31 protein-coding genes are annotated in these 26,688 nt (G+C 65.9%); 6 read left to right on the top strand and 25 right to left on the bottom strand.

Annotation, left to right across the window (positions count from 1 at the left end; all coding sequences use genetic code 11):
* Positions 1–59 precede the first annotated feature (59 nt).
* From KYN89_RS04060 to KYN89_RS04075, 4 genes are all read right to left on the bottom strand, one after another.
* Positions 60–1,397, bottom strand: a complete 1,338-nt coding sequence (locus KYN89_RS04060; protein WP_222823902.1) for an outer membrane protein assembly factor BamB family protein — start codon at positions 1,395–1,397, stop codon at positions 60–62.
* A gap of 50 nt (positions 1,398–1,447) precedes the next feature.
* Positions 1,448–2,251 (bottom strand): tetratricopeptide repeat protein, encoded by an 804-nt coding sequence (locus KYN89_RS04065; RefSeq protein ID WP_222823903.1) that lies wholly within the window; start codon positions 2,249–2,251, stop codon positions 1,448–1,450.
* Positions 2,252–2,380: 129 nt separating this feature from the next.
* On the bottom strand, positions 2,381–3,535 hold the full coding sequence (locus tag KYN89_RS04070) for a glycosyltransferase (RefSeq protein ID WP_222823904.1): 1,155 nt from the start codon (positions 3,533–3,535) through the stop codon (positions 2,381–2,383).
* Positions 3,535–4,422 (bottom strand): alpha/beta fold hydrolase, encoded by an 888-nt coding sequence (locus KYN89_RS04075; RefSeq protein ID WP_222823905.1) that lies wholly within the window; start codon positions 4,420–4,422, stop codon positions 3,535–3,537. Before KYN89_RS04075 ends, KYN89_RS04070 begins: the two co-directional genes overlap by 1 nt.
* 69 nt (positions 4,423–4,491) lie before the next feature.
* Between KYN89_RS04075 and KYN89_RS04080 the strand changes: the two genes are divergently transcribed.
* From KYN89_RS04080 to rarD, 3 genes are all read left to right on the top strand, one after another.
* A complete protein-coding gene (locus tag KYN89_RS04080; protein WP_222823906.1) occupies positions 4,492–5,916 on the top strand; it encodes a protein adenylyltransferase SelO family protein in 1,425 nt (474 codons plus the stop codon).
* Between the two features lie 84 nt (positions 5,917–6,000).
* Entirely contained in the window at positions 6,001–7,398 is a 1,398-nt protein-coding gene (locus KYN89_RS04085; protein WP_346727188.1) for a succinylglutamate-semialdehyde dehydrogenase, read from the top strand.
* Between the two features lie 233 nt (positions 7,399–7,631).
* A complete protein-coding gene (gene rarD / locus KYN89_RS04090; protein ID WP_222823908.1) occupies positions 7,632–8,543 on the top strand; it encodes an EamA family transporter RarD in 912 nt (303 codons plus the stop codon).
* Here rarD and pyrC read toward each other — a convergent pair.
* Positions 8,540–9,580: a dihydroorotase gene (gene pyrC, locus KYN89_RS04095; protein WP_222823909.1), complete on the bottom strand. Its 1,041-nt coding sequence runs from the start codon at positions 9,578–9,580 to the stop codon at positions 8,540–8,542. The genes rarD and pyrC overlap by 4 nt on opposite strands.
* A 213-nt stretch (positions 9,581–9,793) precedes the next feature.
* On the opposite strand from pyrC, the gene ygfZ reads away from it, so the two are divergent.
* Complete coding sequence (gene ygfZ, locus KYN89_RS04100; protein ID WP_222823910.1) at positions 9,794–10,537, top strand: CAF17-like 4Fe-4S cluster assembly/insertion protein YgfZ; 744 nt, start codon at positions 9,794–9,796, stop codon at positions 10,535–10,537.
* Between the two features lie 241 nt (positions 10,538–10,778).
* On the opposite strand, the gene KYN89_RS04105 is transcribed toward ygfZ, so the two are convergent.
* A complete protein-coding gene (locus KYN89_RS04105) occupies positions 10,779–11,384 on the bottom strand; it encodes a TetR/AcrR family transcriptional regulator (protein WP_222823911.1) in 606 nt (201 codons plus the stop codon).
* Between the two features lie 131 nt (positions 11,385–11,515).
* Between KYN89_RS04105 and KYN89_RS04110 the strand changes: the two genes are divergently transcribed.
* Positions 11,516–12,364, top strand: coding sequence for a metal-dependent hydrolase (locus tag KYN89_RS04110; protein ID WP_222823912.1), 849 nt, complete (start codon positions 11,516–11,518; stop codon positions 12,362–12,364).
* A gap of 25 nt (positions 12,365–12,389) precedes the next feature.
* Here KYN89_RS04110 and KYN89_RS04115 read toward each other — a convergent pair whose 3' ends face one another.
* The 3 genes from KYN89_RS04115 to rplU form a co-directional block, all read right to left on the bottom strand.
* On the bottom strand, positions 12,390–12,947 hold the full coding sequence (locus KYN89_RS04115) for a GNAT family N-acetyltransferase (protein WP_222823913.1): 558 nt from the start codon (positions 12,945–12,947) through the stop codon (positions 12,390–12,392).
* 163 nt (positions 12,948–13,110) lie between these two features.
* Positions 13,111–13,380: a 50S ribosomal protein L27 gene (rpmA, locus tag KYN89_RS04120; protein ID WP_010238344.1), complete on the bottom strand. Its 270-nt coding sequence runs from the start codon at positions 13,378–13,380 to the stop codon at positions 13,111–13,113.
* A 31-nt stretch (positions 13,381–13,411) separates the two neighbouring features.
* Complete coding sequence (gene rplU / locus KYN89_RS04125) at positions 13,412–13,888, bottom strand: 50S ribosomal protein L21 (protein WP_222823914.1); 477 nt, start codon at positions 13,886–13,888, stop codon at positions 13,412–13,414.
* 200 nt (positions 13,889–14,088) lie between these two features.
* On the opposite strand from rplU, the gene KYN89_RS04130 reads away from it, so the two are divergent.
* Complete coding sequence (locus KYN89_RS04130; protein ID WP_222823915.1) at positions 14,089–14,661, top strand: hypothetical protein; 573 nt, start codon at positions 14,089–14,091, stop codon at positions 14,659–14,661.
* 72 nt (positions 14,662–14,733) lie between these two features.
* Here the strand turns inward: KYN89_RS04130 and KYN89_RS04135 are convergent, their stop codons facing one another.
* From KYN89_RS04135 to coxB, 16 genes are all read right to left on the bottom strand, one after another.
* The gene (locus tag KYN89_RS04135) at positions 14,734–15,264 is read right to left on the bottom strand and encodes a hypothetical protein (RefSeq protein WP_222823916.1); all 531 of its coding nucleotides are present in this window, start codon (positions 15,262–15,264) and stop codon (positions 14,734–14,736) included.
* Positions 15,265–15,350: 86 nt separating this feature from the next.
* On the bottom strand, positions 15,351–15,818 hold the full coding sequence (locus KYN89_RS04140) for a molybdenum cofactor biosynthesis protein MoaE (protein WP_222823917.1): 468 nt from the start codon (positions 15,816–15,818) through the stop codon (positions 15,351–15,353).
* Complete coding sequence (locus tag KYN89_RS04145; protein ID WP_222823918.1) at positions 15,818–16,060, bottom strand: MoaD/ThiS family protein; 243 nt, start codon at positions 16,058–16,060, stop codon at positions 15,818–15,820. The genes KYN89_RS04140 and KYN89_RS04145 overlap by 1 nt, the downstream gene beginning before the upstream one ends.
* A 1-nt stretch (position 16,061) precedes the next feature.
* Positions 16,062–17,102, bottom strand: coding sequence for a GTP 3',8-cyclase MoaA (gene moaA / locus KYN89_RS04150; RefSeq protein WP_222823919.1), 1,041 nt, complete (start codon positions 17,100–17,102; stop codon positions 16,062–16,064).
* Positions 17,083–17,463 (bottom strand): Rossmann fold domain-containing protein, encoded by a 381-nt coding sequence (locus KYN89_RS04155; protein WP_222823920.1) that lies wholly within the window; start codon positions 17,461–17,463, stop codon positions 17,083–17,085. The genes moaA and KYN89_RS04155 overlap by 20 nt, the downstream gene beginning before the upstream one ends.
* A 1-nt stretch (position 17,464) precedes the next feature.
* Positions 17,465–17,836, bottom strand: coding sequence for a dihydroneopterin aldolase (locus tag KYN89_RS04160; protein ID WP_010238363.1), 372 nt, complete (start codon positions 17,834–17,836; stop codon positions 17,465–17,467).
* 9 nt (positions 17,837–17,845) lie between these two features.
* Positions 17,846–18,745 (bottom strand): class I SAM-dependent methyltransferase, encoded by a 900-nt coding sequence (locus KYN89_RS04165; protein ID WP_222823921.1) that lies wholly within the window; start codon positions 18,743–18,745, stop codon positions 17,846–17,848.
* Positions 18,745–20,139: a threonine synthase gene (gene thrC / locus KYN89_RS04170; RefSeq protein ID WP_222823922.1), complete on the bottom strand. Its 1,395-nt coding sequence runs from the start codon at positions 20,137–20,139 to the stop codon at positions 18,745–18,747. The genes KYN89_RS04165 and thrC overlap by 1 nt, the downstream gene beginning before the upstream one ends.
* Before the next feature lie 2 nt (positions 20,140–20,141).
* Entirely contained in the window at positions 20,142–20,750 is a 609-nt protein-coding gene (locus KYN89_RS04175) for an SURF1 family protein (RefSeq protein WP_222823923.1), read from the bottom strand.
* On the bottom strand, positions 20,747–20,938 hold the full coding sequence (locus tag KYN89_RS04180) for a hypothetical protein (protein WP_222823924.1): 192 nt from the start codon (positions 20,936–20,938) through the stop codon (positions 20,747–20,749). The genes KYN89_RS04175 and KYN89_RS04180 overlap by 4 nt, the downstream gene beginning before the upstream one ends.
* Complete coding sequence (locus KYN89_RS04185) at positions 20,938–21,801, bottom strand: cytochrome c oxidase subunit 3 (protein ID WP_222823925.1); 864 nt, start codon at positions 21,799–21,801, stop codon at positions 20,938–20,940. Before KYN89_RS04185 ends, KYN89_RS04180 begins: the two co-directional genes overlap by 1 nt.
* Before the next feature lie 62 nt (positions 21,802–21,863).
* A complete protein-coding gene (locus tag KYN89_RS04190) occupies positions 21,864–22,445 on the bottom strand; it encodes a cytochrome c oxidase assembly protein (RefSeq protein ID WP_010238372.1) in 582 nt (193 codons plus the stop codon).
* On the bottom strand, positions 22,445–22,597 hold the full coding sequence (locus KYN89_RS04195; RefSeq protein WP_222824116.1) for a hypothetical protein: 153 nt from the start codon (positions 22,595–22,597) through the stop codon (positions 22,445–22,447). Before KYN89_RS04195 ends, KYN89_RS04190 begins: the two co-directional genes overlap by 1 nt.
* Positions 22,594–23,544 (bottom strand): heme o synthase, encoded by a 951-nt coding sequence (locus tag KYN89_RS04200; protein ID WP_222823926.1) that lies wholly within the window; start codon positions 23,542–23,544, stop codon positions 22,594–22,596. Before KYN89_RS04200 ends, KYN89_RS04195 begins: the two co-directional genes overlap by 4 nt.
* A gap of 124 nt (positions 23,545–23,668) precedes the next feature.
* Complete coding sequence (gene ctaD / locus KYN89_RS04205) at positions 23,669–25,390, bottom strand: cytochrome c oxidase subunit I (protein WP_222823927.1); 1,722 nt, start codon at positions 25,388–25,390, stop codon at positions 23,669–23,671.
* 74 nt (positions 25,391–25,464) lie between these two features.
* Positions 25,465–26,610, bottom strand: coding sequence for a cytochrome c oxidase subunit II (gene coxB, locus KYN89_RS04210; RefSeq protein WP_222823928.1), 1,146 nt, complete (start codon positions 26,608–26,610; stop codon positions 25,465–25,467).
* Positions 26,611–26,688 lie beyond the last annotated feature (78 nt).

Consider the following 26,688-nt stretch of genomic DNA (forward strand, 5'->3'; position numbering starts at 1 on the left):
GCCCAAAAGGGTTAAATGGTCGGTAACGCGGCGGCTCGAAGGCCGCCGCGCCACCGCCCTTAGCGGAACGCGGTGATGGTGCCGCTGTCGTCGAGTACGTAGAGCGTGTTGTTGGCGACGATCGGCGGGAGGCTGATCCCGGCCTTGAGCTCGGTCATCAGGTTCGCCGCTCCTTCGCCCACGCTCAGCTGCCACAGCTCACCGTTAGAATTGCCGACGTAGAGCATGTTGTTGGCGAGCACCGGACCGGTCCAGAAGATCGGGCCCTTGCGGTCTTCCTCATTGCGATAGCGGGCGAGCTGGGTGATCCAGCGGATCTTGCCGCTGCCCCGGGCAATCGCCAGCAGGCGCGCATCGCTGGTCAGCGTGAACAGCCACTCACCTGCCAGCGCCGGGGTCGAAATCCCGGCGAGGTTGAGTTCCCACACGCGCTGGCCGGTGACCAGTTCGTAGGCGGCCATGCGGCCCCCCTGGCCCAGCGCATAGACGCGGCCGCCATCGATGATCGGATCGGCATCAATATCGGTCAGGCTGCCGACCTCGGTCGAGATCGAGGTGCGCGCCAGCGCATCGGCCCACAGCTCGCGCCCGTTTTCGTAACGATAGGCGACCAGTTCGCCCGAGCTGTAGCCCGCAACGATCGTGCCCTGCCCGGCTGCGGGCGATGCCACACCGAACACGCCCGCCTGCGTCGACGAGCCGGAGTTTTCCCATTCGATCGAGCCATCATCCTGGCTGAGCGCAATGATCCGGTTGTCCTGCGTCATCACCAACACGAGATTGAAGGCGAGCGTGGGGGAATCGCGCAGCGGCCCGGCGGGGCTGGCGCTCCAGATTACGCTGCCATCGGCCGCATTCAGCGCGACGACCTGGCCGGTGCCGCTGGTCGCGAACAGACGATTGCCCGCCACCGCGATGCCGCCACCGAAGGCCGTGCCGCGCAGGCCCGAGTCGATCTCCGGCCGGTACTCCCACTTGCGTGCACCGGTATCCGCATCGAACGCATGGACCGTGCCGGCAGTATCGGTGACGTAGAGCGTACCGTCGGCAACGATCGGGGCGGCGCCGAGACGACGCTTGTTGCTCGATCCCGGAATCTGCGCGCTCCACGCGCGGGTCGGGCTCGCACCCAGCGCGAGGTTGCCATAACTCTTGCTCGGCGTACCGCTGGCCATCGCCCAGGTTTCGTTGACGCGTGCGGGAGGCAGCACAACCGAAACGCCGGAGATGGTGGGGTCGACCTTGGCACCGCTTTCGATGCGGGAGAGAACCGGCTCGCGGTTGCCCACGGTCGGGGTAACCTTCTTGTCTCCGCCGCCGAACAGACCGCCCGAACAGCCGGTGACGAGCAGCGCCGCGAGAAGAAGCGGGGTGGCACCAATGGATCGCAAGGTCATCCTCCGAAATGTCGCCCCGTCGCGGGGGCCAAGTGTTATGTGTGCGCCGGTTATTCCGGCTGCGCGCCCATCGGCGGCGCACCGCCTGCGCCGGCGGACCCGCGCAGACTTTCGATCAGTTCGTCGACATCGCCGACCGCATCCACACCCAGCGAGCTCGCCATCTGGCGCGCGCGGCCGCGGATCGTGTCGGGCACGTCGTCGTCCATGGCAATTTCGCCGAACAGCTTGCCGGCGCGTTCCTTGTCGCCACCTTCGAGATAGGCCATCGCCAGGATCTCGCCCGCGCTGCCGTAATAAGGCTGGTCAGGCTGGGCGAGCGGCGTCAGGCGGCGGATCACCTCGGCAGGCTTCATCGAGTCATAGCCGGCAACGACCGCGCGCAGTTCCGCGAGATCGCGGACCGGTTGAGGCACGTCTTTGTCGGCGGCGACCTGGCTGAACAGTTCTGCGGCTTCCTTCGCCCGGCCCTGCTCCAGCGCGATGCCCGCGCGCAGCATCTGGGCCTGCGTCTTGCCGCCGCCCCGGCCATCTTCGGCCAGGGGTGCCAGCGCCTCGTCGGCCTGATCCAGATTGCCCGCCTCGACCTGGTCGAGCGCGGTCACCAGCGTTTCGGATTCGGATTCGCGGTTGCCTTCGCTCTGCCCGCTGAAGAACAGCACGGCGGCGAACGCGATCAGCCCCAGCACCACCACACCGATGATGTAGATCCCGTAACGGGTCCAGACATGGCGGTACTGGTCGGTGCGGACGGCATCGTCCACCTCGCGCAGCAGCGCTTCGTCCTGTGCGGCCTGGGTTTTGGCCTTGCGGTCGGCCGCCTTTGCGCTGTCGCGATTGGGTAACAGGGCCACGCCTGGGGGACTTTCCTTAAAACTGCCGGGAACGGGGCGGTTCTTTAAACCATGACGCCGTCAATTCAATAGCCACCGGTTGAACAGCAGCGCGGGTGAATGGGCGCTGAAAGCACGCCCGGCTGCCGGTCAGCGGATCACTCCGCCGCCCAGTGCGCTGTCGTAAAGCCGGCGGTAGGCCGCAACCATGTCCGCCGCGTCGAAGTGCTTGCGCGCCTTCACCCGGTTGGCTTCCCCGATCTGCGCCCGCAAATCCGGGTCGGTGGCCAGCACCTGCAACGCCTCGCCCAGCGCGGTCTCGTCGTTCGGGCGCACGATGAAGGGCGCATTTTCCTGCGCCACCATCGCGGCGATATCCCCCACGGCGGGCGCGGCCACGGGCAGCGCGGCGGCCATCGCCTCGACCACCGAGAGCGGGAACTGTTCGGACCGGGAAGACAGCGCGAAGATGTCGAACAGGCCGATATAACTCGCCGGGTTGGCGACGAAGCCGGGCAGGTGGACGCGGTGGGCGATCCCCGCCGCCTCCGCGGCATCGCGGATCGCGTCACGCTGCGGCCCCTCGCCCACAATCACCAGTTGCCAGTCCTCCGCCAAGTGGGCGACAGCGCGCACCAGCGCGGTGAGATTTTTGACCGGGCGCAGGCCTGCCAGCGCGCCGATCCACTGCTCGCCCTCATGCTTGATCACCCCGCGCAGCGCGTCGGGCGGCGGGCTGGCGGAGAACTTCGCAGTGTTGATCCCGTTCGGGATGTGCTTCACGCGGCCGATCGGCTGCTGCCAGGCATGCAGCGCAATCCCCTCCAGCACCTCTGACGGGACGACCAGCCCGCTGGTCTTGCCCAGCGCGATCCGCCGATACCAGTTGCGGCTGGTTTTCAACCGCTCCTGCTCGTCCTCGTTGAAGCCATCCTCGTGATGGATAAGCGGCGGCAGGCCCATCGCATCGGTGAACAGCGTGTGCGCCATCACCGCGTCCATCGCGCCCCAGTTGTAGGTCAGCACCAGATCGTAGGGCTGCATCGCGCGGGCGAGCTTTTGGAGCCGCCGCGGCAGGGGCTTGCCCTGTAGCGAGGGGAAATCACGCGGGTAGCGGACCTCCACCCCCTGCTCGATATGCTCTGCGGCACCGTACTGGCCCGGATCGGCAGAGACGATCGCATGGCGCAGCGATTCGCCGAAGGCGTTGATCAGCTGCACGCTGCGCAGCTCCTTGCCCCCCGCCGCGAAGGTGGAGTGGAGATGGAGGACGCGCGGTGCCCCTTCGCGCGCGGCGCCCGCCATCAAACGGTTACCCGGGTGCGGACCTTCGCCAGCAGCGCGTCGATCGCGGCGACCGCCTCCGGCTCGTCGAGCATCGGCGCGTGTCCGGTATCGGGCACGAGGACGACCTCCATCCCCGGGTTGCGGACTTTCATCTGGCGCACGGTTTCCTCGGACAACAGATTGGACAGCGCACCGCGCACCAGCAGCAGCGGTGTGTTGCCGAGCGACTCGAACGCCAGCCAGAGGTTGGCAGGCGGTGCCCCCCCGCTGTCCGGCGTCTCGCGGAAGGCATCGCCCAGCGCCATGTCGTAGTCGAAGCTGATCCGCCCGTTCTGCCCCAGCACCATGACGCGCTTGGCCGCCAGCAGCCAGTCGTCCAGCTGGTAGGTCGGGTGCGCGTCCTCGTGCGTTTCCTGAAGGGCGCGCGCGGCGTGCATCCAAGTCGGGAAGCTGCGCCCCTGGCCGACATAGCTGCGGATCTTCTCGAGCCCGGCCTCGTCGATCTCGGGGCCGACATCGTTGAGCACCGCGCCCGCGAGCCGATCGGGAGCGCGACTGGCGAGCAGCATCGTCATCAACCCGCCCAGCGAAGTGCCGATCGCGACGAAGCGGTCGATGCCCAGCTCGGCAAGCAGCGCCTCGACATCCTCGACATAGTTGAGCGGGGTATAGGTCGCCGCGTCCTCGGCATAGTCGCTCTGCCCGCGCCCGCGCATTTCGGGCACGATCACGCGCCATTCGGGCGAAAGCCGCTCTGCCAGATCGGCGAAATCGCGCGAATTGCGGGTGAGCCCGTGCATGCAGATAATCGGCGGACGCCCGTCTTCGCCCCCCGGATAGTCGCGGTAATAGAGCTTGAGGCCGTCGGAACTGCGCCAAAAGCCATCGGTAAAGCGCTGATCCATGGGCATCTTTCAAACGTGATCTGGACGGGTCGGTTGCGCGGGAGCCCGCGCGGCCCCACTATTGCCGCGATGGTCGAAATTCCGCAACAGCACCGCGACACCGGCTCCCCGCCGATCCTCGATCTGGCCGACTGGATCGCCGATCCGGTGGAGGCCGCCGCCTTCCCGCGCACGACGCTGCGCTGGCGTAACGACCGGGCGGCGGACGATATCGGCCTCGCCGACCTGTCGGACGACGAATGGCTCGCCCATTTCGGCCGGTTCGAAACTCTCCCCGGCAATCTGCCGCAGCCGCTCGCGCTGAGATACCACGGGCACCAGTTCCGGGTGTATAATCCGGAACTGGGCGACGGGCGCGGTTTCCTGTTCGCCCAGCTGCGCGACCAGCGTGGCCGCCTGATGGATCTGGGTACCAAGGGTTCGGGCCAGACGCCATGGAGCCGCGCGGGCGACGGGCGGCTGACGCTGAAGGGTGCGGTGCGCGAACTGCTTGCAACCGAGATGCTTCAGGCACTTGGCGTCGATACCTCCAAGACATTCTCGATCGTGGAGACGGGCGAACAGCTGGTTCGCGGCGACGAACCCTCGCCCACCCGCTCAGCGGTGCTCACCCGGCTCAGCCACGGCCACATCCGCATCGGCACCTTCCAGCGCCTGCTCGCCCACGACGAGCCTGAGCACATGCGCCAGCTGGTCGATTATTGCCTGACCCAGTTCCCCGGCCCGCCCCCGCCCGAAGATGCGCCCGACCGGGACGAGCCGGCGGTGCGGCTGCTGCACCAGGTGGTCGACCGGATGGCCGATCTCGCCGCCAGCTGGATGGTCGCAGGCTTCGTCCACGGCGTGCTCAACACGGACAACATGAACATCTCGGGCGAGAGTTTCGATTATGGCCCGTGGCGCTGGCTGCCCGGATGGGAACCCGGCTTCACCGCCGCCTATTTCGATCACGCCGGGCTTTATGCCTTCGGACGCCAGCCAGAGGCGCTCGGCTGGAATTGTGCACAGCTTGCCACCGCCTTGCGGCTCGTTGCCCCCTCGGAAGGCCTTATTGCCGCGCTTGAGCGCTTCGGTACGCTCTATCCCGCCCACCTTCGGAGGCGGTGGCTGTGGCGGCTGGGAGTCGACTCGCTGGACGAGCCCCGCGACGCTGCACTCATAACAGCGTGCGAGCGGCACATGCGCGAAACCGGGCAATCGCCCGACGCATTCTTCTTCTCCCACCGGGGCGGACGGGCTGACAGCGCGGAACTTCAGGCACTGTTCGCCGGTTATGAGGCGATCGGTTCAGATCACGACTACTGGAACGACGGCGCGCCGCAGAGCATGCTGTACGACGAGGTGGAAGCGATCTGGTCCGCAATCGACCGCGACGACGACTGGCAGCCGTTGCTGGACAAGGTCGCTGCGGTCCGCAGGATGGGGCAGGCGCACGGAACTCCGCCGGTTCCCGCCTCGCGCGGAACAGGTGACGAAAGCGAAAAGGCACGCTAATGCGCGCCGCTAGGCCAGAATGCGGCAGCATAACTGCCGAGACGAGGAACTGAGGAACTGCCCGGAGTGCCACTTTCCGAGATTGTGTCTTTCGAACCCGCCACCGGGCGGGAACTCTTTCGCTCGTCCATCGGAGATGTCGACGAGGCGGTGGCCCGCGCGCGCGAGGCGTTTCCCGGCTGGGCCTCGCGCCCGGTCGCCAACCGGATGGAACTGGTCCGCCGCTTCGCCAACGAAGTGCTCGCCGCAACCGACGAATTCGCAGAGCTGATCGCGCGCGAAACCGGCAAGCCGCTGTGGGAAGCCAAGACCGAAGTCGAAGCCGTCATCGGCAAGGTCGAGATTTCGATCAATTCCTATCTCGAACGCACCGGGCAGAAGAAGCTCGACAGCGCACTGGGCGGCAGCTCCGCCGTGCGTCACAAGCCGCACGGTATCATGGCCGTGCTCGGCCCCTACAATTTCCCCGCGCACCTGCCCAACGGCCACATCGTGCCCGCGCTGATCGCGGGCAACACGGTGGTCTTCAAGCCGAGCGAGAAGACCCCGGCCGTGGGTGCCTTGCTGGTCGAGTGTTTCCACCGCGCCGGGATCGACAAGCATGTCGTCCAGGCGCTGATCGGCGGGCCGGACGAAGGCAAGGCACTGGTTGCGCATCCCGAAGTGGACGGCGTGCTGTTCACCGGCAGCGCGCAAGCAGGGATCGCGATCAACCGCAAATGCGCCACCAACCCCGGCAAGATCCTGGCGCTTGAGATGGGCGGCAACAACCCGATCGTCGTCATGAAGACACCCAAGGTGGAGGATGCGGCGCTGCTGATCGCCCGCTCCGCCTTCACCACCGCAGGCCAGCGCTGCACCGCCGCGCGGCGCCTGATCGTGACCGAAGACATGTACGACGAGACGGTTCAGGCCGTGAAAGACCTGATCCCGAAGATCATCATCGACGAGCCTTTCGCCGACCCCGCCCCCTTCATGGGCTGCGTAATCGACAACCAGGCAGCCGACCAGCTGGCGGAGAGCTTCCTCTATCTGCTTTCCAACGGCGGCAAGGCAATCCGCCACCTCAAGCGGCCGCAGGAAGACAAGCCCTTCGTCACGCCTGCGCTGATCGACACCACCGCGATGGAAGAGCGCCCCGATGTCGAGCTATTCGGCCCGCTCTTGCAGGTCATCAAGGTGCCCGATCTGGACGCCGCCATTGCCGAGGCGAACAACACGCGCTTCGGCCTGTCGGCCTCGCTGATCGGTGGTGCTCCGGAAGACTACAACCACTTCTGGGCCAATATCCGCGCCGGCATCGTCAACTGGAACCAGCCGACCAACGGCGCCTCCTCGAAGCAACCCTTCGGCGGGCTCGGCCTGTCGGGCAACCATCGCCCGGCGGCCTATTACGCTGCGGATTACTGCGCCTACCCGGTCGCCAGCAGCGAGATCGGCCAGCCGCGCGCGAGCATGGGTGTCGGGTTCAAGACGGACTGAGCGGGCTGTCATGTTGAAAACGCCCCGACACTTTCGTGCCGGGGCGTTTTCCGCGACGCTGGTGGGACGCCGCGCCCTGGCCCTCCCGTGGAAGCGCCAAAGCTCGTAATTCCGGGTCGATCGGCAGGCACGCTGTTTGCCCTTCCGAATCGGCATGCGTTCATAAATAGCGGCGCTAAGCTGAACGATCAGCAACGCTTGTTCAGGCTTTCGTACAGGACTACGGCGCACTCGTGAGCGAGAACGAAGCACCCCGGCCTTCCGGCCTTCCGCAGGCGCTGGGCGCCTATGTCGTATGGGGGTTCATGCCCCTGTACCTGCTGCTGGTGAAGCAGGTGCCCGCGTTCGAGTTCGTCGGCTGGCGGATCGTCTGGACACTGCCGGTTTGCCTCCTCATCGTCGCCTTCCGCGGCCAGTTTCCCGCGATTCGCGAGGCTCTGAAGGACGTGCGCGCGGTGCTGGTGCTGGGGGCCAGTGCACTCCTCATTGCAATCAACTGGCTGGTCTACGTCTGGGCGATCCAACAGGGTGAGGTCTATGCGGCCAGCCTTGGCTATTACATCAATCCGCTGGTCAACATCCTGCTCGGCACGCTGATCCTCAAGGAGACGCTGAGCCGCGCGCAGTGGGTTGCGGTGGCGCTGGCTGCGGTCGGGATCGCGATCCTCGCCGCGGGCGCGCTGTCGACCCTGTGGATCAGCCTGACCCTCGCCTTCAGCTTCGCGACCTACGGCCTGCTGCGCAAGCAGGTGCCTGTCGGCGCGCTGCCCGGCCTCACCATCGAGAGCGCGATCCTGCTGATCCCCGCACTCGGGGTTGCCGCGTGGTACTGGGCGAGCCCGCAGGGCTCTTCCTTCGATAACAGCATCGCGCTCTCCCTCTCGATCATGCTCGGCGGGCTGCTGACCGCCGTGCCGCTGCTGATGTTCGCGATCGCCGCGCGGCGGATGGACTACTCGGTGCTCGGCTTCGTCCAGTTCCTCGCGCCCAGCATCGTGTTCATCCTCGGCCTGACCGTGTTCGGCGAGGAGCTGCATCCGGCAGAGCTGTTCTGCTTCGGCTGCATCTGGCTCGCCGCGGCGATCTTCGTGTGGGACCTGCTGGTCAAGCGCCGCGCGGCGCGCAAGCCGGTCCCGGCGGCCTAGCCCCCGGCAAGGCTCCACCCGATCGTCTGTCCGGCCATGAACGGCACGACCTGCGTGGCCGCTGCCGGAATGCTCTCCGGCACCGTCTGCTCGCGCTTCACCAGCGTCACCGTGCTCTCGTTCACCGGCAGGCCGTAGAAGCGCGGCCCATTGAGCGAGGCGAAGGCTTCGAAGCGATCGAGCGCGCCCTCTTCCTCGAACACCTGCAGGTAGGCCTCCAGCGCGTGCGGCGCGTTGTAGATCCCCGCACAGCCGCACGCGCTTTCTTTGGCGTGCTGTTCGTGCGGCGCGCTGTCGGTGCCGAGGAAGACCCTGGACGAGCCGCCCGTAGCGAACGCCCGCAGCGCAAGCCGGTGTTCTTCCCGCTTGGCAACCGGCAGGCAGTATGCATGCGGCCGCATCCCACCGACCAGCATCGCGTTGCGGTTAATGTGGAGGTGGTGCGGGGTGATCGTCGCGCCGACATTCTCGCCCGCGCTTTCCACGAACTCCACCGCATGGCGGCTGGTGATATGCTCGAACGCGATCTTCAGCTGCGGCAGGTCGCGGTGCAGCGGCGCAAGGATGCGCTCGATAAACACCGCCTCGCGGTCGAAAATGTCGATCTCGGCATCGGTCACCTCACCATGGACGCACAGGACCATGCCCGCCTCTGCCATCGCTTCGAACACCGGGCGCAGCTTGCCGATATCGGTCACGCCATGCGCGGAATTGGTGGTGGCATTGGCGGGGTAGAGCTTGGCCGCAGTGAACACGCCATCCCGATAGCCCCCGATCAGGTCCGCCGGATCGGTATCGTCGGTCAGGTAGGCGGTCATCAGCGGCGTGAAGTCCATGCCTTCAGGCACGGCCGCCAGGATCCGGTCGCGATAGGCGCGCGCCAGCGAGGCGCTCGTCACCGGCGGCGTTAGGTTGGGCATCACGATCGCGCGGGCGAACTGGCGCGCGGTGGCCGCAACCACGCTTTCCAGCATCGCGCCATCGCGCAGGTGAACGTGCCAGTCGTCGGGGCGGCGGATCGTGAGCATTTCGGTCATGCCCCGCCCCCTAGCCCAACAGGCCCGCGCAGGGGAGCCCTGACACACCTGACACACAGTCCAGGGATCAAAAACCCTGCCCCGCTCGCGGCCACGAGAAACAGGCGGAAGGAGTTGGTCATGCAGCGCATCGCGCAACCATTGTACGCGCCGCCATGCCTGTAGGACAGCGCCGGGTGGCATGATCGCACGCGGAGCCCTATCTCGGCAGGCATGACAGCTACCCGCCTTCAGAACCGCGCCGTAATCCGCCTCAGCCCGACCGCAGCCGGAGAGGATGTCGCAGGCTTCCTGCAAGGCCTGCTGACCAACGACGTCACCGGGGAACTGCCCGCCTATGCCGCGCTGCTGAGCGCGCAGGGCAAGACCATGTTCGACATGATCGTGTGGCCGGGCCGCGCGGGCGAGCATGGGGCGACGATCCTGCTCGATTGCGAGGCGCATATGGCGGACGACCTTGCCAAACGCCTGTCGCTCTATCGTTTGCGCCGCAAGATCGAGATCGCGCGCGACGAAAGCCTGGCCGTACACTGGAGTACCGAGCCGATCGACGCGCATCCGCCCGATCCTCGCCTCCCCGCGCTCGGCCATCGCTGGATCGCGCCCGCCGACGACAGCGAGCCTGCCGATGCGGCATGGCTGGCCCACCGCCTCTCGCTCGGCGTGCCCGAAGGCCAAGGCGAACTGGGCGACATCCTGTGGCTGGAAACCAATGCGGTCGAGCTACACGGCGTCAGCTTTTCCAAGGGCTGCTATATCGGCCAGGAAAACACCGCGCGGATGAACTGGCGGCAGAAGGTCAACCGGCGGCTGGTGGTGGTCCCGCTCGAGCGGTCGGAGGAGAAGCGGCGCAAGGCGGAGTATCCCGATCTCGGTCTGGCGGTCGATCATTTGCGGGTGGCGGATATAACCGCCGATCTGGCGCCTGGGTGGATGCGGCTGGAAGCTGCGGAGTAGCGGCACCAAACGTCATGCTGAACTCGTTTCAGCATCCAGACTACCGACCGCGCCGACAGTTCAAGCGGCAGACTGGACCCTGAAACAAGTTCAGGATGACGGTTCGAGCGACGACAGATCGCAAGATGTCCGCCGGACGATGCCGACGCGCCACCTCAGATCTCGTCGCCCCGGGCCCGACCCACGCCAGTGCCTTCTTCGATCAAACGGACAAGCCGCGAGCCCGAGCGCCCAGACGCCCCTAAGCGCCCCGCTGCTCAATCTGCTCCAGCGAATCATCCACGAACCGCTCGGCAATGTCGCGCGCGGTGTGACTCGGCAGTTTGAGCGCGGATGACAGTGGCCCGCCGATCAGCGACTGGCCCAGCGCCAGCAGCACCACCGTCAGCGTGGATTCCAGCGCATCGCGATCCGCCGGCTGATCCGCGCCCAGCTCTTCCTTGTGCACCGTCTCGATCATCTGGTGAATCGCCTTGGCGAAAGGTTCGAGCGCGTCTTCCTGGCCCGTGGCGAGCAGCCAACTGACCAGCGCGCCCCCGCCCTCTCCATCGAAGGCGTCAAACGCCTGATCCACGATCATCCGCGGGCTCGCCCCGCCCGATCGGCTGGCGCGGATTGTCGCTGCAATCCGGTCGCACACGGACTCAGCCAGATAGACACCCAGCGCGTGCTGCAACCCGGCGGCAGAGCCGAAGTGGTGCAGCAGGTTCGCGTGCGTACGCCCGACCCGCGCGCCCACCGCCTTCAGCGTCACCGCCTGCGGGCCCGCCTCGATCAGCAGGTTGCGCGCGGCTTCGAGCGCTCCGGCGCGGGATTCTTCGGGACTCAGACGTCTGCGTGTAGCCATCGAAGCGTGGTAGTGCGCGGGGGCGGATGCGGCAAGGAACCTCCTACTGACATTATTGTTAATGCTACTGACATTGGTGTAAGTTATAATGCACCGAACGACCGACGTTACGGAAATATGGAGTAGTCAGCATGACCGCCCACGACCAAACCCTTGCCGCCAACCCCGCGATCACCATTCGCGACGAGCGCTTCAACAGGGGCACCACGCCCTCCCGCTGGTGGGCTGGCGAGCCCTTCGGCACTGCGTGGCACAACGCGCTGTCGGGCACATTCCCGCGCGGGGAAGCCTTCTTTATCGAATCGGTAAAGGCCTTTCGCGAAGGGACCGATCCCAAGCTTGCGGCGGAGATCCGCGCTTTCGTGAAGCAGGAGATCAACCACACGCGCGAGCACATCGCGTTCAACCGCCTCGCCGCAGATGCGGGCTACGACATGGAGATGATCGACCGGCGCACGAAGGAACTGCTCGACATGGCGGCGGATCAGCCTGCGATCGCCAAGCTGGGGATCACCATGGCGCTGGAGCACTACACCGCGATGATGGCGCACGAATTCCTCGCCAACCCGCAGCATTTCAAGGATTCAGACCCCGAGGTCCGTAAGATGTGGGAATGGCACGCGGTCGAGGAGATCGAGCACAAGGGCGTCGCCTACGACACCTGGAAGCATGCGACGCAAGGCTGGACCGGGTTCCAGCGCTGGGCGCGACGGAGCATCATCATGCTGGAGGTCACCAGACGCTTCCTCAACAACCGCTGGAAGGACGCGATCGAGCTGCTCGCGCAGGACGGGATCACCGGTGCGCGCGCCCATTGGGGGCTGGCGAAGTATCTGTTCGGCACGCCCGGCGTTCTGCGCCGCTGCTTCCCGGCGTGGCTGGGCTATTTCAAACCCGGCTTCCACCCGTGGGATCACGACGACCGCGCCCTGATCGGCAAGTACGAGGGCGATTACGCGGACGCGCTGTTGCCCGCGTAAAGAGTCCCCGAAGCGGCGGCCTGAGCTAGGCCGCCGCCGGGAGCGATCGCTCCACCTCCTCTGCCAGGTCGAGCGCATAGCCATTGGTCTGCGCTTCATAGCCGCGGGCGAGGCTGAAGTGCCGCCCGCCCTTGCCGGTGGGCAGGAAGCCAGCCTTGCGCAGCACGCGGCCCGATGCCGGATTGTCCAGAAAATGGCTCGCGACGATGCGCGGGTGGCCGCAGGCGTGCGCTATCTCGACCAACGCGCGCGCCGCCTCGCCGGCATAGCCGCGGCCCCAGTGCGGGCGCGCGATCCAGTAACCCAGCTCCATCGTCCCATCGCCGCCACCGTCTTCGGGGGGCAGCGGGCCGATGCCGATGCAGCCGATCACCTCGCCGGAATCGGCCAGCGTGATGATGAAACGGGGCGCCTCGGGCGTGAAGGGGAGCGCGCACCACGCGCGCGCGTCGGCAGCCGAATAGGGCCACGGCGCGGTGGCGAGGTTGCGCACGATACCCTCGTCCGCAATCGCCGCGTAGACAGCCTGCCAGTCCTCGGGCCACGCGGGCCGCAGCAGCAACCTCTCGCTTCTGTGAAACATCGTCGTTTCTCCCCTCGCGCGACGCGCCCTTCCTCGGCGGGCGGCCACGGTGATAAGGGAGACGAAAAAAGGGAGACGGGGCTGGCCCCCTCTCCCTTGATGGCCGGATTTTACCTCCGGCGGGGCCGTCCCGGTGGACAACCCCTGTTATCGAGTTGCCCGATTATTCGGCAGCTTGCGCCATAAGATCGACCGATACGTATTTGCGGCCGAGCTTCCCGTCGTGGAAGCGCACAATACCGTCGGTAAGCGCAAAGAGGGTGTGGTCCTTGCCCATGCCGACGTTGGTGCCCGCGTAGAACTTGGTCCCACGCTGGCGCACGATAATGTTGCCCGCAACGACGCCTTCGCTGCCGAACTTCTTCACGCCAAGACGGCGGCCTGCCGAATCGCGACCGTTCCGCGAAGAGCCGCCTGCTTTCTTATGTGCCATTGCGCTTAGTCCTTATCCGTCTGGGCCGCGCTTACGCGTCGCCCGAATCCTTGGTGTCCGCCTTCTTGGCGGGGGCCTTCTTGGCAGCCGGCTTCTTGGTCGCAGCAGCCTTCTTCGGCGCGGCCTTCTTGGCCGGGGCCTTTTCGGTCGCCTTGTCGTCGGCAGCATCGGCCTTCTTCGCGGCGGGCTTGGCGGCAGCCTTCTTGGTGCCTTCACCCACTTCGAGGATGCGCAGCAGGGTCATCTGCTGGCGATGGCCGTTCTTGCGACGGTAATTGTGACGACGGCGCTTCTTGAACACCACCACCTTTTCGCTCTTCGCCTGAGCGATAATTTCCGCCGAAACGGATACCTTGCCTGCGTCGGACAGGCTGTCGCCCTCACCTGCAAGCAACACATCGCCCAGGGTGATCGTGTCGCCGGCTTCGCCTGCGAGCTTCTCGACCGCGATTTTGTCTCCGGCGGCAACCCGGTATTGCTTGCCGCCTGTGCGCACCACTGCGAACATCGGTTCAACTTTCAATCGTTTAGCTGTGACGCTGCCCCTAACGGAACAGCGTGGTCGACGGGCCACACCGTGGTGAGCCCCCCAAAGAAGGGCGCGCTTACGGTATGATTTGGCCGAAGTCAACGCCGGGTGGCCCAGAAAAGCGCCTTTGCCCACCTTCGCCTCTACCACGGCGCGGCTCGCGTGCTAAGGGTGCGCGCATGTCCGCTGCCCGCCTCGCGATCGCGATCGCCACCCTCCCCGCCATGGCCACCCTCGCCGCCTGCGCCACCACGCCCGACAGCGCCTATCCCTCTCTGGGAGTGCGCGAGGCCGAATACGAGAGCGGCCAGTTTCCCCGCCCGACCGGCGATTGCGCGCCCGACGGGCCGGCACCGGTGACCGGCCAGTTCGAGCCCACGGACCCGGTCGCGCCGCCGCCTCCACCGCCCCCCGTCCTGTCCGCCGATCTCGCCGAGCGGGTCGTCCAGCTGGAAGAGCAGGCGCGCGCCGCGCATGCCGATTTCGAAAAAGCCGTGCCCGCCACCCGCGCGGCGGTTCGGGGCAGTGGCAGCGTGGGGTCCAAGGCGTGGGGCCGTGCGCAGGTCGCCTATGCGAACCTCGAATCGATCCGTGCGCGCACGGCGATTCCCTTCGCCGATCTCGATAGCATGCTGGCGATCCGATCGGTCGATGGCGAACCGGTCGAGGCGGTTGCCAAAGCGCACGCGGAAGTCGCCAGGCTGATCGCCGAGGAAGACGCGATCCTGAACGAACTCGCGCCCGCCAACTGACCGCCCACGCAAAAACGCGCGGGATCGAACCAGTCGACCCCGCGCGCCTCCCCCAACTCCGGGGCGAGCCGGTCAGGCCGAGACGACCCCGGCAATAACCAGCACGGTGCACCCCCAGAGAACGATCAGCACCGGCAACACCATCATCTGGGCCACTGCGTCGCGGCCCTTGAGAAAGCCAGTGTGCGTCTGAATTCCGCCGCGCATCAGTTCGCCGAAGCTCTTCGCCTTCGCCTCCGGCTTGCGCCCGAGGCCCAGCCACAGCGCCGGTGCGCCGAACAGGCCGACGATGAAGATCGCGAAGATCGCCATCGGGATTGCGAGTTCGGGGGTCGACAGGCCGACACCCAGGATCGCGATGAAGCCCAGATAGAGCGCCACGGTCGCTCCGTAGAGCACGCTCGGCATTTCGAACGTGCGATCCACATCTTGGCGGATATTGGCGGTCTCGACCGCATCGGGAGCCCGATAGGTGGCGATCGCTTCGGCCAACGTGGGCTCGCTGCGTTCGAAAAGAGCGTGCGCAGCACCGCGTGCGCGGGGCAGTTCGACATGGACGATCGCCTTTTCGGCGACGGCGGCGCTGTTGAGACGTTCGGACATTTCATCACTCCTCGTTGTCTTGAGGAAGGATGTGCGCCGATCGGCCGCGCCGCGCCTTGATCTCGATCAAATCGCGCGCGGAAAAATCACTCCCAGCGATTGCGGTCGGCAAAGTCCTGCGCGCGCGGTTCGACCCAGTGCCAGCCATCTGCGCGTTTCTCGCGCTTCCACAGCCACGCCGCGCTCTTGAGATAATCCATCAGGAAATCGACCGCGTGGAAGGCATCGCGGCGATGGCGCGCAGCCGCGGCGACCAGAACGATCCCCTCGCCAGGATGCATCACCCCGATTCGGTGCCACACCAGCACCCCGTCGAGCGGCCAGCGCTTCAGCGCCTCGCCCGCCAGATCGCGCATTCCGGGCAGGGTCAGTGGCTCGTAATGCGAAAGTTCGAGCACGCGCACGTCATCGTCGGGCCGCACCTTGCCGAGGAAGGTCGCGATCCCGCCAGCGTCGGGATGTACCGCGTTGAACGCAGCCAGCGCCTCGCCCACCGACATTCCCGAATCGAGCAGCCGCACATCGGCAGGGGTTTCGAGCGTGAGGCGCGCCATCAGCCGCCACTGACCGGCGGCAGCAGCGCCACCTCTTCGCCGTTCTGCGCAGCGAGATCGGCCTTGTCCGACAGAACCTTGCCAGCGCAGGCGACATGCACGCGCGGCTCGCGCAACTGCTCGGCAACGGCGGGCGGCACTGCGGCGAGCAAACCGTCCCAATCGAGCGGGGCAGGATATTCGGCCTGCGGCACACCCGCCAGATCGCGCAACGGGCCGAGGAAGAGGACGGTCACACTCATCTCAACCTCCCGTCACGGACATATGGCGCGGCTGAGTCGGCGCGAACCCTGCACCGATGCGGAAATCGTGCTTCTCCGGCTTGATCGCCATCGCCCGGTCGAGCGCGTCGGCGACCTGCGCTTGCGGAGCATCGGATCGCAACGCAGCGCGCAGATCGACCAGCTCTCCGCCGCCAAGGCAGGGATATAGCTGGCCGGTGGCGGTCACCCGCAGCCGGTTGCAGCCGGAACAGAAATTCTCGCTCATCGGAGTGATGAAACCGATCCGCCCGCCGGTCTCGACGATATCGAAATAGCGCGACGGGCCGGGAGTGCGCGCATCGCTGGGCGTCAGCGTCCAGCGCGACTCCAGATCGCGGCGGACATCGGCCAGCGAGACGAAGCGATCCTCGCGGGCCTCGTCCACCTCGCCCAGCGGCATGGTCTCGATCAGGCTGATCGCGTGGCCCTGCGCATGCGCCCAGGCGACCAGATCGGGAATCTCGCGATCGTTCACACCGCGCATCGCCACGGTGTTGAGCTTGACCCGCAGCCCCGCATCCTTCGCCGCGGCAATCCCTTCGAGCACCTGCGGCAAGGCATCGCGGCGCGACAGCGTGCGGAAGGTGTGCGGATCGCGCGTATCGAGCGAGACGTTGATCCGCCGCACCCCTGCCCTCGCCAGCGCCTCGGCATGCTGCGCTAGCTGCGTGCCATTGGTGGTCAGCGTGACCTCGTCCAATTCAGACCCGACATGGCGGCCGATGGCGCGCACCAGATCGATAACGTCGCGCCGCACCAGCGGTTCGCCCCCGGTCAGCCGGATCGTGCGCACACCGCGCGCCATGAAGCTGCGCGCCAGGACGTAAAGTTCTTCGAGTGAGAGAACCTCGACCTTGGGAAGGAACTGCATCCGCTCGGGCATGCAATAGGTGCAGCGCAGATCGCAGCGATCGGTGACCGACAGGCGCAGATAGGTGACTCGCCTCTCATACGTGTCGACCAGCGGCGCAGCCGCAGGCCGAGCTTGCGTGTCGAGGCGATCAACCGTCCGTGTCATCATCCCCAAGTCGGCCATCGCTGCCGCTCTCGCAAGGGGCACTGTCCGCCAGCGGCAGGTATTGCCCGGTGATGGCAGGCGCGCGGCCGAGGAATTCGACCATTCGGGCGAGTGCGGCGCCTTCCAGTCCGGCGACGATATTGATGCAATTGTCGGGGTGTGCGCGGGCCAGATCGCGGGCAGCAGCGCGCCGCCAGTCGGCATGGTCGAAGGGAGCGGGGTCCAGCACCACAATGACGAATTCGTAGTCTTTGGCGGCGTTGCTCACCTGCTGCGCCCAATGCGCGTGGAAGGCAGCCGCAGCGTCGAGCGCCGGCCCGGGCAAGCGCTCCACCCGGATGATCGCGGGTGCGTTGTCGCTCACGTCAGGGCCGTTCGCGATGGAGCGTGATCCCGATCTTCTCGCTGCCGATCCCAATCGCCAGCTTGATGATATGCACGGTCAGCGCCTCGATCCGCTCGTCCTGCAGGAACAGCGTTTCGCAAATATGGTCGGCGAAGCTCTCGATCAGCTTGAAATGGACACCCTCGGGCACCGCCTCTGTCGCGGCATGGCGCAGGTCCATATAGTTCTTGCTCTCGGCCAGCGGCGTGTCCGGATCATACCGGTCGAGCGGCTTCATCCGCGCCTCGATCGTGATGCGCAGCGGCTGCGGCTTGCCCGTCTCTTCGGAATAGATGCCGGTGAGCACATCGGTTTCGAGATCGGCGACGCGCAGGGTGAGAGTGTCTTTCATCGGGGCTCCCTAGACGCTGTTGCGCCATCTTGCGAAGATGGCAGTTGGCAGAACGCGGCCCGCCTGTCCGCCATCGACGGTTTCCTCGCGCACGCCCAGATCGCCATGCTCGATCGTGCCGGGCAGGCCCGCGAACGCCTCGTCGAGCAGCGCGGCGAGCGCGAGGCTGCTCATCCGCACGGCATACACGGTGAGGAACAGGAACCGGCTCTTCTCGTCGAGAAGCTGGCAGCAATCGGCGATCAGCGGGGCGAGACCTTCCTCGATCCGCCAGGTTTCGTTCTTCGGCCCACGCCCGAACTTGGGCGGGTCGAGGATGATCCCGTCATAGCGGTTCTCGCGCCGGACCTCGCGCGCTGCGAACTTCGCCGCATCGTCGACCAGCCAGCGGACCGGGCGGTCTTCCATTCCGGCGAGCGCCGCATTGTCGCGCGCCTGCGCGACCGATTTCTTGGACGCATCGACATGGGTGACCGGGCCGCACTGGCTGAGTGCGAGCGTGCCGACCCCGGTATAGCCGAACATGTTGAGCGTTTGCGCGTCCGGCTTGCCCGCCAGCTCGCCGCGCATCCATTCCCATACCGGGGCCATATCGGGGAAGAAGCCGAGATGGCGGAAGGGGGTGCATTGTGCGCGGAAGCGGACATCGTCCCACGCGAGCGGCCAGCTGTCGGGCACTTCGGGCGAGAGATTCCAACGCCCGCCGCCATCCTCGTCCGCGCCGGGAAGGAATTCGCCATCCGCCTGCCAGTCGGCGTCGCGCGGACTCCACATAGCCTGCGGTTCGGGGCGGACGAAGCGGAACTCTCCGAATCGCTCCAGCTTGCGGCCATGTCCGCTGTCGAGCAGCGCGTAATCGGCCCAGGGCTCGCCGATCATCAGCTGCGGGTCGAGGCGCAGCTGCGCCATCAGCGCGTGGCCTTGGCGGAGATATAATCGCGCACCGCGTCGTAGTCGGCGGGCAGCGTTTCGAAGCGCTCTTCCAGCGCGAACAGGTCGCCGACCCGCGCGGGCAGCGCAGCCTCGATGCCGATCGCCTGCTTCACGGCGTCGGGGAACTTCGCCGGATGCGCGGTGGCGAGCGTGACGACGGGCACTGCGGCGTCGGTTGCGAGCGCGCGCGCGGCGTGCAGGCCGACCGCCGTATGCGGGTCGATCACCTCGCCGCAGCTCTCATGCGCCCAGCGCATCGCCGCCAGCGTCTCTTCGGGCGTGGCGCGCTCTGCCGAGAACATCGCCGCGATTGCCTCGCGCTGCACGGATTCGAGCGGGAGCGTCTTGCTCGACGCGAACTCATCCATCTGCGCCGCAAGCGCCGCCGCATCGCGCCCGTTCGCCTCGAACAGCAGGCGTTCGAAATTGGAGCTGACCTGGATGTCCATCGACGGGGTGATGGTCGCGTGGCTCTCACCGACCGAATAGTCGCCGTCGCGGATCGCGCGGGCGAGAATGTCGTTCTTGTTGGTCGCGACGATCAGCCGCTCGACCGGCAGACCCATATGCGCGGCGACGTAGCCCGCGAAGACGTCGCCGAAATTGCCGGTCGGCACGCTGAAGCTGACCTTGCGATCGGGCGCGCCGAGCTGCAGCGCGGCGTAGAAGTAATACACCACCTGCGCCATCAGCCGCGCCCAGTTGATCGAATTGACCGCGCCAATGTCGAGCGTGGCGGTCAGCACCTCGTCCGCGAACATGCGCTTCACCATCGCCTGCGCATCGTCGAAGCTGCCGGCAATCGCGATGTTGTGGACGTTGGCTGCGCTCACCGTGGTCATCTGGCGGCGCTGGATCTCGCTCACCCTCCCTTCCGGGTGGAGCATGAAGATCTGGGCGTTCTCGCGCCCCGCAACCGCATGGATCGCAGCCGATCCTGTATCTCCGCTGGTCGCGCCGATGATCGTCAGCGGACGTTCGCGCTTGTCCAGAAACGTTTCGAAAAACAGCCCGAGCAGTTGCAGCGCGACATCCTTGAACGCCAACGTCGGGCCGTGGAACAGCTCCAGCAGCCAGTGCTGTTCGTCGAGCTGGACCAGCGGGGTCGTCGCAGCGTGCGAGAAATTGCCGTAGGCGCGCTGGCACAGGTCGCGCAGCTCCGCTTCGGTCAGGCTTTCACCAACGAACGGCGCCATGATCCGCACCGCGAGTTCGGAATAGGGGAGCCCGCGCAGCGCGGCGATCTCCTCACGCGAAAACTGCGGCCACTCCTGCGGCAGATAGAGTCCGCCATCGCTCGCCAGCCCGGTGAGCGTGACACCTTCGAAATCGAGCACGGGCGCCTGACCGCGGGTCGAAACGTACCGCATTTCTATTCCCCCGCGTTATCGCCGCTGCGTGCATCCTGCCCCGGCAGGCGCTTCCTCACCGCAAGCCCGTAGATCACCAGCGCGGTCATCGCGAACAGGAACCACTGCCAGGCATAGGCCATGTGATTGTTGGGCAATTCCGACGGATCGGGCTTCTGCAACGGCAGCAGGCCAGCGCGCGGCGGGTCGGCGACCAGACGCGGCCCCGGCGCGACGATGCCCGTCACCTCACCGCCATTCCACAGTGGCCCGTCGGGCACCCGGGTCCAGCCAAGCGCAATCCGCGCCTCGCCCCCGCCCTTCAGCTCGCACTGGGCGATCTGCGCCCAGCCATGCGATCCTCTGGCGTTGGTGCCGGCGACGGCAGAGAGTTCGGTCACCCGCGCGCACACGACCTTGCTGCGACGATAGAGCCGCTGCTTGAGCGCGTCCTTGTCGTCGCCCGGCCACGCGACCAGTTCCTGATTATCGCCCGCCGCCGCATAGCGTGCGAGAAGCTCTGCCTTTTCGTCGGCCCGCCCCAGCTGCCAGAAGCCGAGCGCGATCATGACCGCAATGGCGAGCGCCACGATGATCGTGGGGATCAGCGGCAGGCGTTGCAGATAGTTCATCGTCCAGCCTTCTGCGCATTCAGGCGATATCCGGACCCGATCAGCGCATCGCTGCATGCCAGCACCGCGCGGACCGATCGCCCCGCTGTGCACGGGGCGCACAGGCCGAAAAGGGCAGCCTCGCGCAAGGCGGGCTGCCCTTTCGTCCCGGCATGATCGCCGGAGGCCTTGCGGCCATTATCGGTCATCAGTGGACTTCGGCGCCCCAGCCACCCCAGACGTAGACGGAGATGAACAGGAACAGCCACACCACGTCGACGAAGTGCCAGTACCACGCCGCCGCTTCAAAACCGAAGTGCTGGCGCGGGGTGAAGTGGCCGAGATAGGCGCGACGCAGGCAGACGATCAGGAAGATCGTGCCGACGATCACGTGGAAGCCGTGGAAGCCAGTCGCCATGTAGAAGGCGCTGGTATAGTTCACACCGCCGAAGCCGAACGGCGCGTGCATGTATTCATACGCCTGGATCGCGGTGAACAGCACGCCCAGGCCGATCGTCGCCCACAGGCCCAGCTTGAGCCCGTCACGATCGCCATTGATCAGCGAGTGGTGCGCCCAGGTGACCGTGGTGCCCGAACACAGCAGGATCAGGGTGTTGATCAGCGGCAGGTCGAACGGGTCGATAACGTGAATGCCATCGGCCGGGAACTGGATCAGAGCAGCCGCGCCATCCTGCCCGATCAGGTTCTGCCAGGTGCCTTCGGCAACCATCTGCAGCGGTGCCGGGAACAGCGCGAAATCGAAGAAGGCCCAGAACCAGCCGACGAAGAACATCACTTCGGAAAGGATGAACAGGATCATGCCGTAGCGCATGTGCAGCTGGACCACCGGAGTGTGGTCGCCGGCCTGCGCTTCCTTAACGATCTTCGAGAACCAGCCCCAGAAGGTGGCGATCAGCAGCGCGATGCCTGCGCCAAGGATCGCTTCCCATCCGGTCATCGTGTGCATGAAGAAAACCATGCCCGTGGTGAACGTCAGCGCCGCAAAGGCACCGACAAACGGCCAGATGTCGGGAGCGAGAATGTGATAATCGTGGTTCTTGGCGCCGGCCATTTTTCGTCTTTCCTATTCAGCGGCACCGCCCTTAACCGGGCGGCTTGCCGCGGTCCAGAGGGTCAGCTGTCTTCAGGCGGTTTGCGGTGGAAGGTGTAGCTCAGGGTAATCTGTTCGACCCCTTCCATGTTGGGATCGTCTAGCGCGGCCGGATCGACGTAGAAGAGTACGGGCATCCGCACCTCCTCGCCCGGCTGCAGGGTCTGCTCGGTAAAGCAGAAACACTGGATCTTGTTGAAATAGGGTGCCGCCTGCTCGGGCTCGACGTTGAAGGTCGCGGTCCCGGTGATCGGCACGGAGGAATTGTTCTTCGCGGTAAAAAAGGCGAGGTCGCGCACACCAATCTGCACCGAATCGCTGGTGTGCACCGGCTTGAATGTCCACGGCATCCCGCTCGCGGTATTCGCATCGAAGCGAACCGAGATCGGCGGCGTGCCCGCGCTCGACGCGAGCCGTTCGGCGATCGCCGCATCGCTCTCGTTCGCCACCTGGGTGGTCCCGCCGAAGCCCGTCACCTGGCAGAACATCCGGTACAGCGGCACCGACGCAAAGCCGAGGCCGACCATGCAGGCCGCCGCCAGAAAAGCGAGGGCCGCAATTCGCAGGTTGCGACGGTCGAGACTGGATGCGGACGCGCTCGACATCAGTCGCCCATCCGTACGATCGTGATCGCGTAAAACAGCACCGCGAAGAACAGCAGCACCGCGCCGATCGCGAGATTGCGGCCCTTGCGGGCTTCCTTGAAGCGCGCTTCTTCTTCAGGGCTCATACGGGGCGGGCGGGCGTCGTCGCTCATGCGAGACCTCCTGCAATAATACCGGCGTTCTGCAGCACGCGGTCGATCACCAGCACACCGAACAGCGCGAACAGGTAAAGGATCGAATAGGCGAACAGCCGCTTTTCGGGCTTCATCGTGTCGCCTTCGACGGAGCGGCGCAGGCCCACGGGAACCGCCAGCGCAGCGAAGAACCCCGTCAGCGCGAGCGAGGCAGCGCCATAGACCACGCCTGCCGTGCCCAGATACCACGGCGCCGCGGCGAGCGGGACCATGAACAGCGCATAGGCCAGGATCTGGCGGCGCGTCGCCACCTCGCCGTGGACCACTGGCATCATCGGCACGCCAGCCTGCGCGTAATCGCTCTTCACGAACATCGCGAGCGCCCAGAAGTGCGGCGGGGTCCAGAAAAAGATGATCGCGAACAGCAGCACCGGCGTCAGCGTGACGTCGCCGGTCACCGCCACCCAGCCGATCAGCGGCGGGAATGCACCCGCGCCGCCACCGATGACGATGTTCTGCGGCGTGCGCGGCTTGAGCCACATCGTGTAGACGACGACGTAATAGAAGATCGAGACGGCGAGGATCGCGGCGGCGAGCCAGCCGATCGCCAGCCCCATCACCAGCACGGATGCGCCGCACAGCACGCTGGCGAAGTCGCGCGCGTCGTTCCTGCTCACCCGGCCAGCGGGAATCGGGCGCTTGGCGGTGCGCTTCATCCGCGCGTCGAGCTCGGATTCGTACCACTGGTTGAACGCGGCAGCGCCGCCGGCGGCGAGTGCGATGCACAGGATCGCGGTGAAACCGAGCACCGGATTGATATGGCCCGGCGCGGCCAGCAGCCCGCACAGACCGGTAAAGACCACGAGCCGAACGACGCCCGGCTTGGTCAGCGCGAGGAAGTCGCGCCAATGGCTCGACATCGGCGTCGCTGCGGTCGGCGTGATAAGGGTCGTCGTGGTCGTCATGTCATTCCTCCCCTCCTGCTGGCGGAGGGGTAGCGGGACAAAGGCCTGCCCCGCCCGATCAAGCACAAGCGGGGTGCGGCCCACCCCATGGCCCCCTCCCGCGAACGGGAGGGGAGATGCGTCGTTACGCGTGCGCCGGCTTGCCTTCGCCCGGCAGGTGGTTGTGGTAATCGTGGTGGTCCTCGATCACCGGCAGCGTTTCGAACTGGTGGAACGGCGGCGGGCTGGACAGGGTCCATTCCAGCGTGGTCGCACCCGGACCCCAGTAGTTCGCTTCGGCCTTCTTGCCCGCCACGAAGGCGTAGACGAGGTTGGCGAAGAAAATCAGGACCGAGATCGCGACGATGCCGTAGCCGAGCGTCGAGATGTGATTCCAGAACTCGAACTGCCCCGGGTAGTCGGGAATGCGGCGCGGCATCCCGTTCACACCAAGGAAGTGCATCGGGAAGAACACCAGGTTCACGCCGACGAAGAACACCCAGAAGTGGATGTGGGCCAGCAGTTCGGAGTGCCAGCGGCCGCTCATCTTCGGGAACCAGTAGTAGAAGCCCGCGAAGATCGAGAAGACCGCACCCATCGAGAGCACGTAGTGGAAGTGCGCGACGACGTAGTAGGTGTCGTGCAGGTTGTCGTCGATGCCGCCATTGGCGAGCACGACGCCGGTCACGCCGCCCACGGTGAACAGGAAGATGAAGCCCATCGCCCAGACCATCGGCGATTTGAACTCGATCGAACCGCCCCACATCGTGGCGATCCAGCTGAAAATCTTCACGCCGGTGGGCACCGCGATGACCATGGTTGCGGCAGTGAAGTACATCTTCGTGTTCACGTCGAGGCCGACGGTATACATGTGGTGCGCCCACACGATGAAGCCGACCACACCGATCGCGACCATGGCGTAGGCCATGCCGAGGTAGCCGAACACCGGCTTGCGGCTGAAGGTCGCCACGATCTGGCTGATCATGCCGAAGCCCGGCAGGATCATGATGTACACTTCGGGGTGGCCGAAGAACCAGAACAGGTGCTGGTAGAGGACCGGATCGCCACCGCCCGACGGATCGAAGAAGGTGGTGCCGAAGTTACGGTCGGTAATCAGCATGGTGATCGCCGCGGCCAGAACCGGCAGCGAGAGCAGCAGCAGGAAGGCGGTGACCAGCACCGACCACACGAACAGCGGCATCTTGTGCAGGGTCATGCCCGGCGCACGCATGTTGAAGATGGTGGTGATGAAGTTGGTCGCACCCAAGATCGAGCCTGCGCCCGCAAGGTGGAGAGAGAAGATCGCGAAGTCGACCGCCGGGCCGACCGAACCGCTCGTCGAAAGCGGCGCATAGACCGTCCAGCCAGTACCCGCGCCCGGCCCGACGCCGCCGGGGACGAACATCGAGAACAGCAGCGAGAAGAAGCCCGCCACGGTCAGCCAGAACGACACGTTGTTCATGCGCGGGAAGGCCATGTCCGGCGCGCCGATCATCAGCGGCACGAACCAGTTGCCGAAGCCCCCGATCATCGCGGGCATGACCATGAAGAACACCATGATCAGGCCGTGCGCGGTGATGAAGACGTTCCACAGGTGGAGCGTCTGGTCGAGCTGCGCGGGATCGGCACCGAGCCAAGGCGCAACCACGTTGAGCACCTGGATGCCCGGCGCGGCCAGTTCGGCCCGCATGATCCCCGAAATCGCGCCGCCGATCACACCCGCACAGATCGCGAAGATCAGGTAGAGCGTGCCGATATCCTTGTGGTTCGTCGACATGAACCACCGGGCGAAGAAGCCCGGCTTGTGGTCGGCATCGTGATGATGCTCGTCCGTATGGGCCTGGAAGGTGTCAGCAGTGGTAGCCATGTCGCTCTGGTTCTCTTCGGTTCTACGTGACGTCTAAAAGTCGAAAATTCGTTCGCCGGACTTACGCCCGCCGGTCAGGCCGCCGTGTCGGCCGCGTCGCTCGCATCGAGCGGCACGGACGGCGCTTCGCCGCCATCGTCGGCAGCAGTCGGCGCACCACCCGCAGCGGGAGCCCCTTCGGTCGCGCTCGCCGGAGCCTGGATGTCCGCCCGTTCGCCACCTTCAACACCTTCCTCGAAAGTACCGCCCTTGGAAAGCACCCACTGGCGCCACTTGTCCATCGGGACCGCTTCGATCGCGATCGGCATGTAGCCGTGGCGCGCGCCGCACAGTTCGGAACACTGGCCGTAATAGATGCCCGGCTCCTGAATGGTCAGCACACGCTCGTTCAGGCGACCGGGAACCGCGTCGACCTTGAACCACAGGCTCGGGACCGAGAACGAGTGGATCACGTCCGCGCCGAAGGTCTGGATGCGCAGCGGCACACCGACCGGCACGACCATGCGGTTATCCACAGCAAGCTGCGCCGGTTCGCCGCGCGAGAGCGCTTCTTCCTTGGGCAGCATGTTCGAAATCACCTCGAACCCGCCTTGGTCGGGATAGGTGTAACCCCAGTACCACTGATAGCCGGTCGCCTTGATGGTGATCGCATCGGCCGGCGCCGTCTTGTACTGGCGCGCGAGCAGCGTGATCGAAGGAACCGCGATGACCACCAGGATCAGCACCGGAACCAGCGTCCAGATCACTTCGATCAGCGTGTTGTGCGTGGTGCGCGACGGCTCGCGGCCCTCACGGCGGCGATAGCGGACCACCACCACCAGCAGCAGGAAGAACACGAAGGCGCTGATGAACACGATCACCGGCGCGAGGATGTAGTTGTTCATCCCCAGCGCGAACTGGCCATCGTCGGTGTACTGGTCTTGGAAACTCATCGACTTGAGCGCGTTGTCTTCGAACGCGGTCGGCTGGCCCTTGATCCATTCAGGGCCGAGATGTTCGTAACCACCTTCGCTATCGGCGGCGGCATCGCCTTCGCCGGCAGCCTGATCCGCGCCCGTGGCGGTATCGGCAGCGGCGGCCTCGGTCTGCGTCGCAGCAGCCGGCGCACCCGTGTCGGGCGCGGCGGCAATGGCAGCCTGAGCGGCAAGGCCAAGGCCGGCAACAGCAAGAACTGCAATCAGGAAACGGCGGATATCGCGATAGGCGGCGGCAATTGACATTGTCGGTCTGACTTCCTTCGAACCTTGCAGAAACACGGGCCCTGTAACCCATTTTAGCATGCTTGGGCGTGATTTCGG

The sequence above is a fragment of the Alteriqipengyuania abyssalis genome, from assembly GCF_019857185.1.
GTDB classification, from domain to species: domain Bacteria; phylum Pseudomonadota; class Alphaproteobacteria; order Sphingomonadales; family Sphingomonadaceae; genus Alteriqipengyuania; species Alteriqipengyuania abyssalis.

Coding starts and splice junctions, on each gene's coding strand:
- KYN89_RS04060 (WP_222823902.1), bottom strand. CDS start 1,397: ATGACCTTGCGATCCATTGGTGCCACCCCGCTTCTTCTCGCGGCGCTG.
- KYN89_RS04070 (WP_222823904.1), bottom strand. CDS start 3,535: ATGGCGGGCGCCGCGCGCGAAGGGGCACCGCGCGTCCTCCATCTCCAC.
- KYN89_RS04075 (WP_222823905.1), bottom strand. CDS start 4,422: ATGGATCAGCGCTTTACCGATGGCTTTTGGCGCAGTTCCGACGGCCTC.
- KYN89_RS04080 (WP_222823906.1), top strand. CDS start 4,492: ATGGTCGAAATTCCGCAACAGCACCGCGACACCGGCTCCCCGCCGATC.
- pyrC (WP_222823909.1), bottom strand. CDS start 9,580: ATGACCGAAATGCTCACGATCCGCCGCCCCGACGACTGGCACGTTCAC.
- ygfZ (WP_222823910.1), top strand. CDS start 9,794: ATGACAGCTACCCGCCTTCAGAACCGCGCCGTAATCCGCCTCAGCCCG.
- KYN89_RS04105 (WP_222823911.1), bottom strand. CDS start 11,384: ATGGCTACACGCAGACGTCTGAGTCCCGAAGAATCCCGCGCCGGAGCG.
- KYN89_RS04110 (WP_222823912.1), top strand. CDS start 11,516: ATGACCGCCCACGACCAAACCCTTGCCGCCAACCCCGCGATCACCATT.
- KYN89_RS04115 (WP_222823913.1), bottom strand. CDS start 12,947: ATGTTTCACAGAAGCGAGAGGTTGCTGCTGCGGCCCGCGTGGCCCGAG.
- rpmA (WP_010238344.1), bottom strand. CDS start 13,380: ATGGCACATAAGAAAGCAGGCGGCTCTTCGCGGAACGGTCGCGATTCG.
- rplU (WP_222823914.1), bottom strand. CDS start 13,888: ATGTTCGCAGTGGTGCGCACAGGCGGCAAGCAATACCGGGTTGCCGCC.
- KYN89_RS04130 (WP_222823915.1), top strand. CDS start 14,089: ATGTCCGCTGCCCGCCTCGCGATCGCGATCGCCACCCTCCCCGCCATG.
- KYN89_RS04135 (WP_222823916.1), bottom strand. CDS start 15,264: ATGTCCGAACGTCTCAACAGCGCCGCCGTCGCCGAAAAGGCGATCGTC.
- KYN89_RS04140 (WP_222823917.1), bottom strand. CDS start 15,818: ATGGCGCGCCTCACGCTCGAAACCCCTGCCGATGTGCGGCTGCTCGAT.
- KYN89_RS04145 (WP_222823918.1), bottom strand. CDS start 16,060: ATGAGTGTGACCGTCCTCTTCCTCGGCCCGTTGCGCGATCTGGCGGGT.
- moaA (WP_222823919.1), bottom strand. CDS start 17,102: ATGATGACACGGACGGTTGATCGCCTCGACACGCAAGCTCGGCCTGCG.
- KYN89_RS04160 (WP_010238363.1), bottom strand. CDS start 17,836: ATGAAAGACACTCTCACCCTGCGCGTCGCCGATCTCGAAACCGATGTG.
- KYN89_RS04165 (WP_222823921.1), bottom strand. CDS start 18,745: ATGGCGCAGCTGCGCCTCGACCCGCAGCTGATGATCGGCGAGCCCTGG.
- thrC (WP_222823922.1), bottom strand. CDS start 20,139: ATGCGGTACGTTTCGACCCGCGGTCAGGCGCCCGTGCTCGATTTCGAA.
- KYN89_RS04175 (WP_222823923.1), bottom strand. CDS start 20,750: ATGAACTATCTGCAACGCCTGCCGCTGATCCCCACGATCATCGTGGCG.
- KYN89_RS04180 (WP_222823924.1), bottom strand. CDS start 20,938: ATGACCGATAATGGCCGCAAGGCCTCCGGCGATCATGCCGGGACGAAA.
- KYN89_RS04185 (WP_222823925.1), bottom strand. CDS start 21,801: ATGGCCGGCGCCAAGAACCACGATTATCACATTCTCGCTCCCGACATC.
- KYN89_RS04190 (WP_010238372.1), bottom strand. CDS start 22,445: ATGTCGAGCGCGTCCGCATCCAGTCTCGACCGTCGCAACCTGCGAATT.
- KYN89_RS04195 (WP_222824116.1), bottom strand. CDS start 22,597: ATGAGCGACGACGCCCGCCCGCCCCGTATGAGCCCTGAAGAAGAAGCG.
- KYN89_RS04200 (WP_222823926.1), bottom strand. CDS start 23,544: ATGACGACCACGACGACCCTTATCACGCCGACCGCAGCGACGCCGATG.
- ctaD (WP_222823927.1), bottom strand. CDS start 25,390: ATGGCTACCACTGCTGACACCTTCCAGGCCCATACGGACGAGCATCAT.
- coxB (WP_222823928.1), bottom strand. CDS start 26,610: ATGTCAATTGCCGCCGCCTATCGCGATATCCGCCGTTTCCTGATTGCA.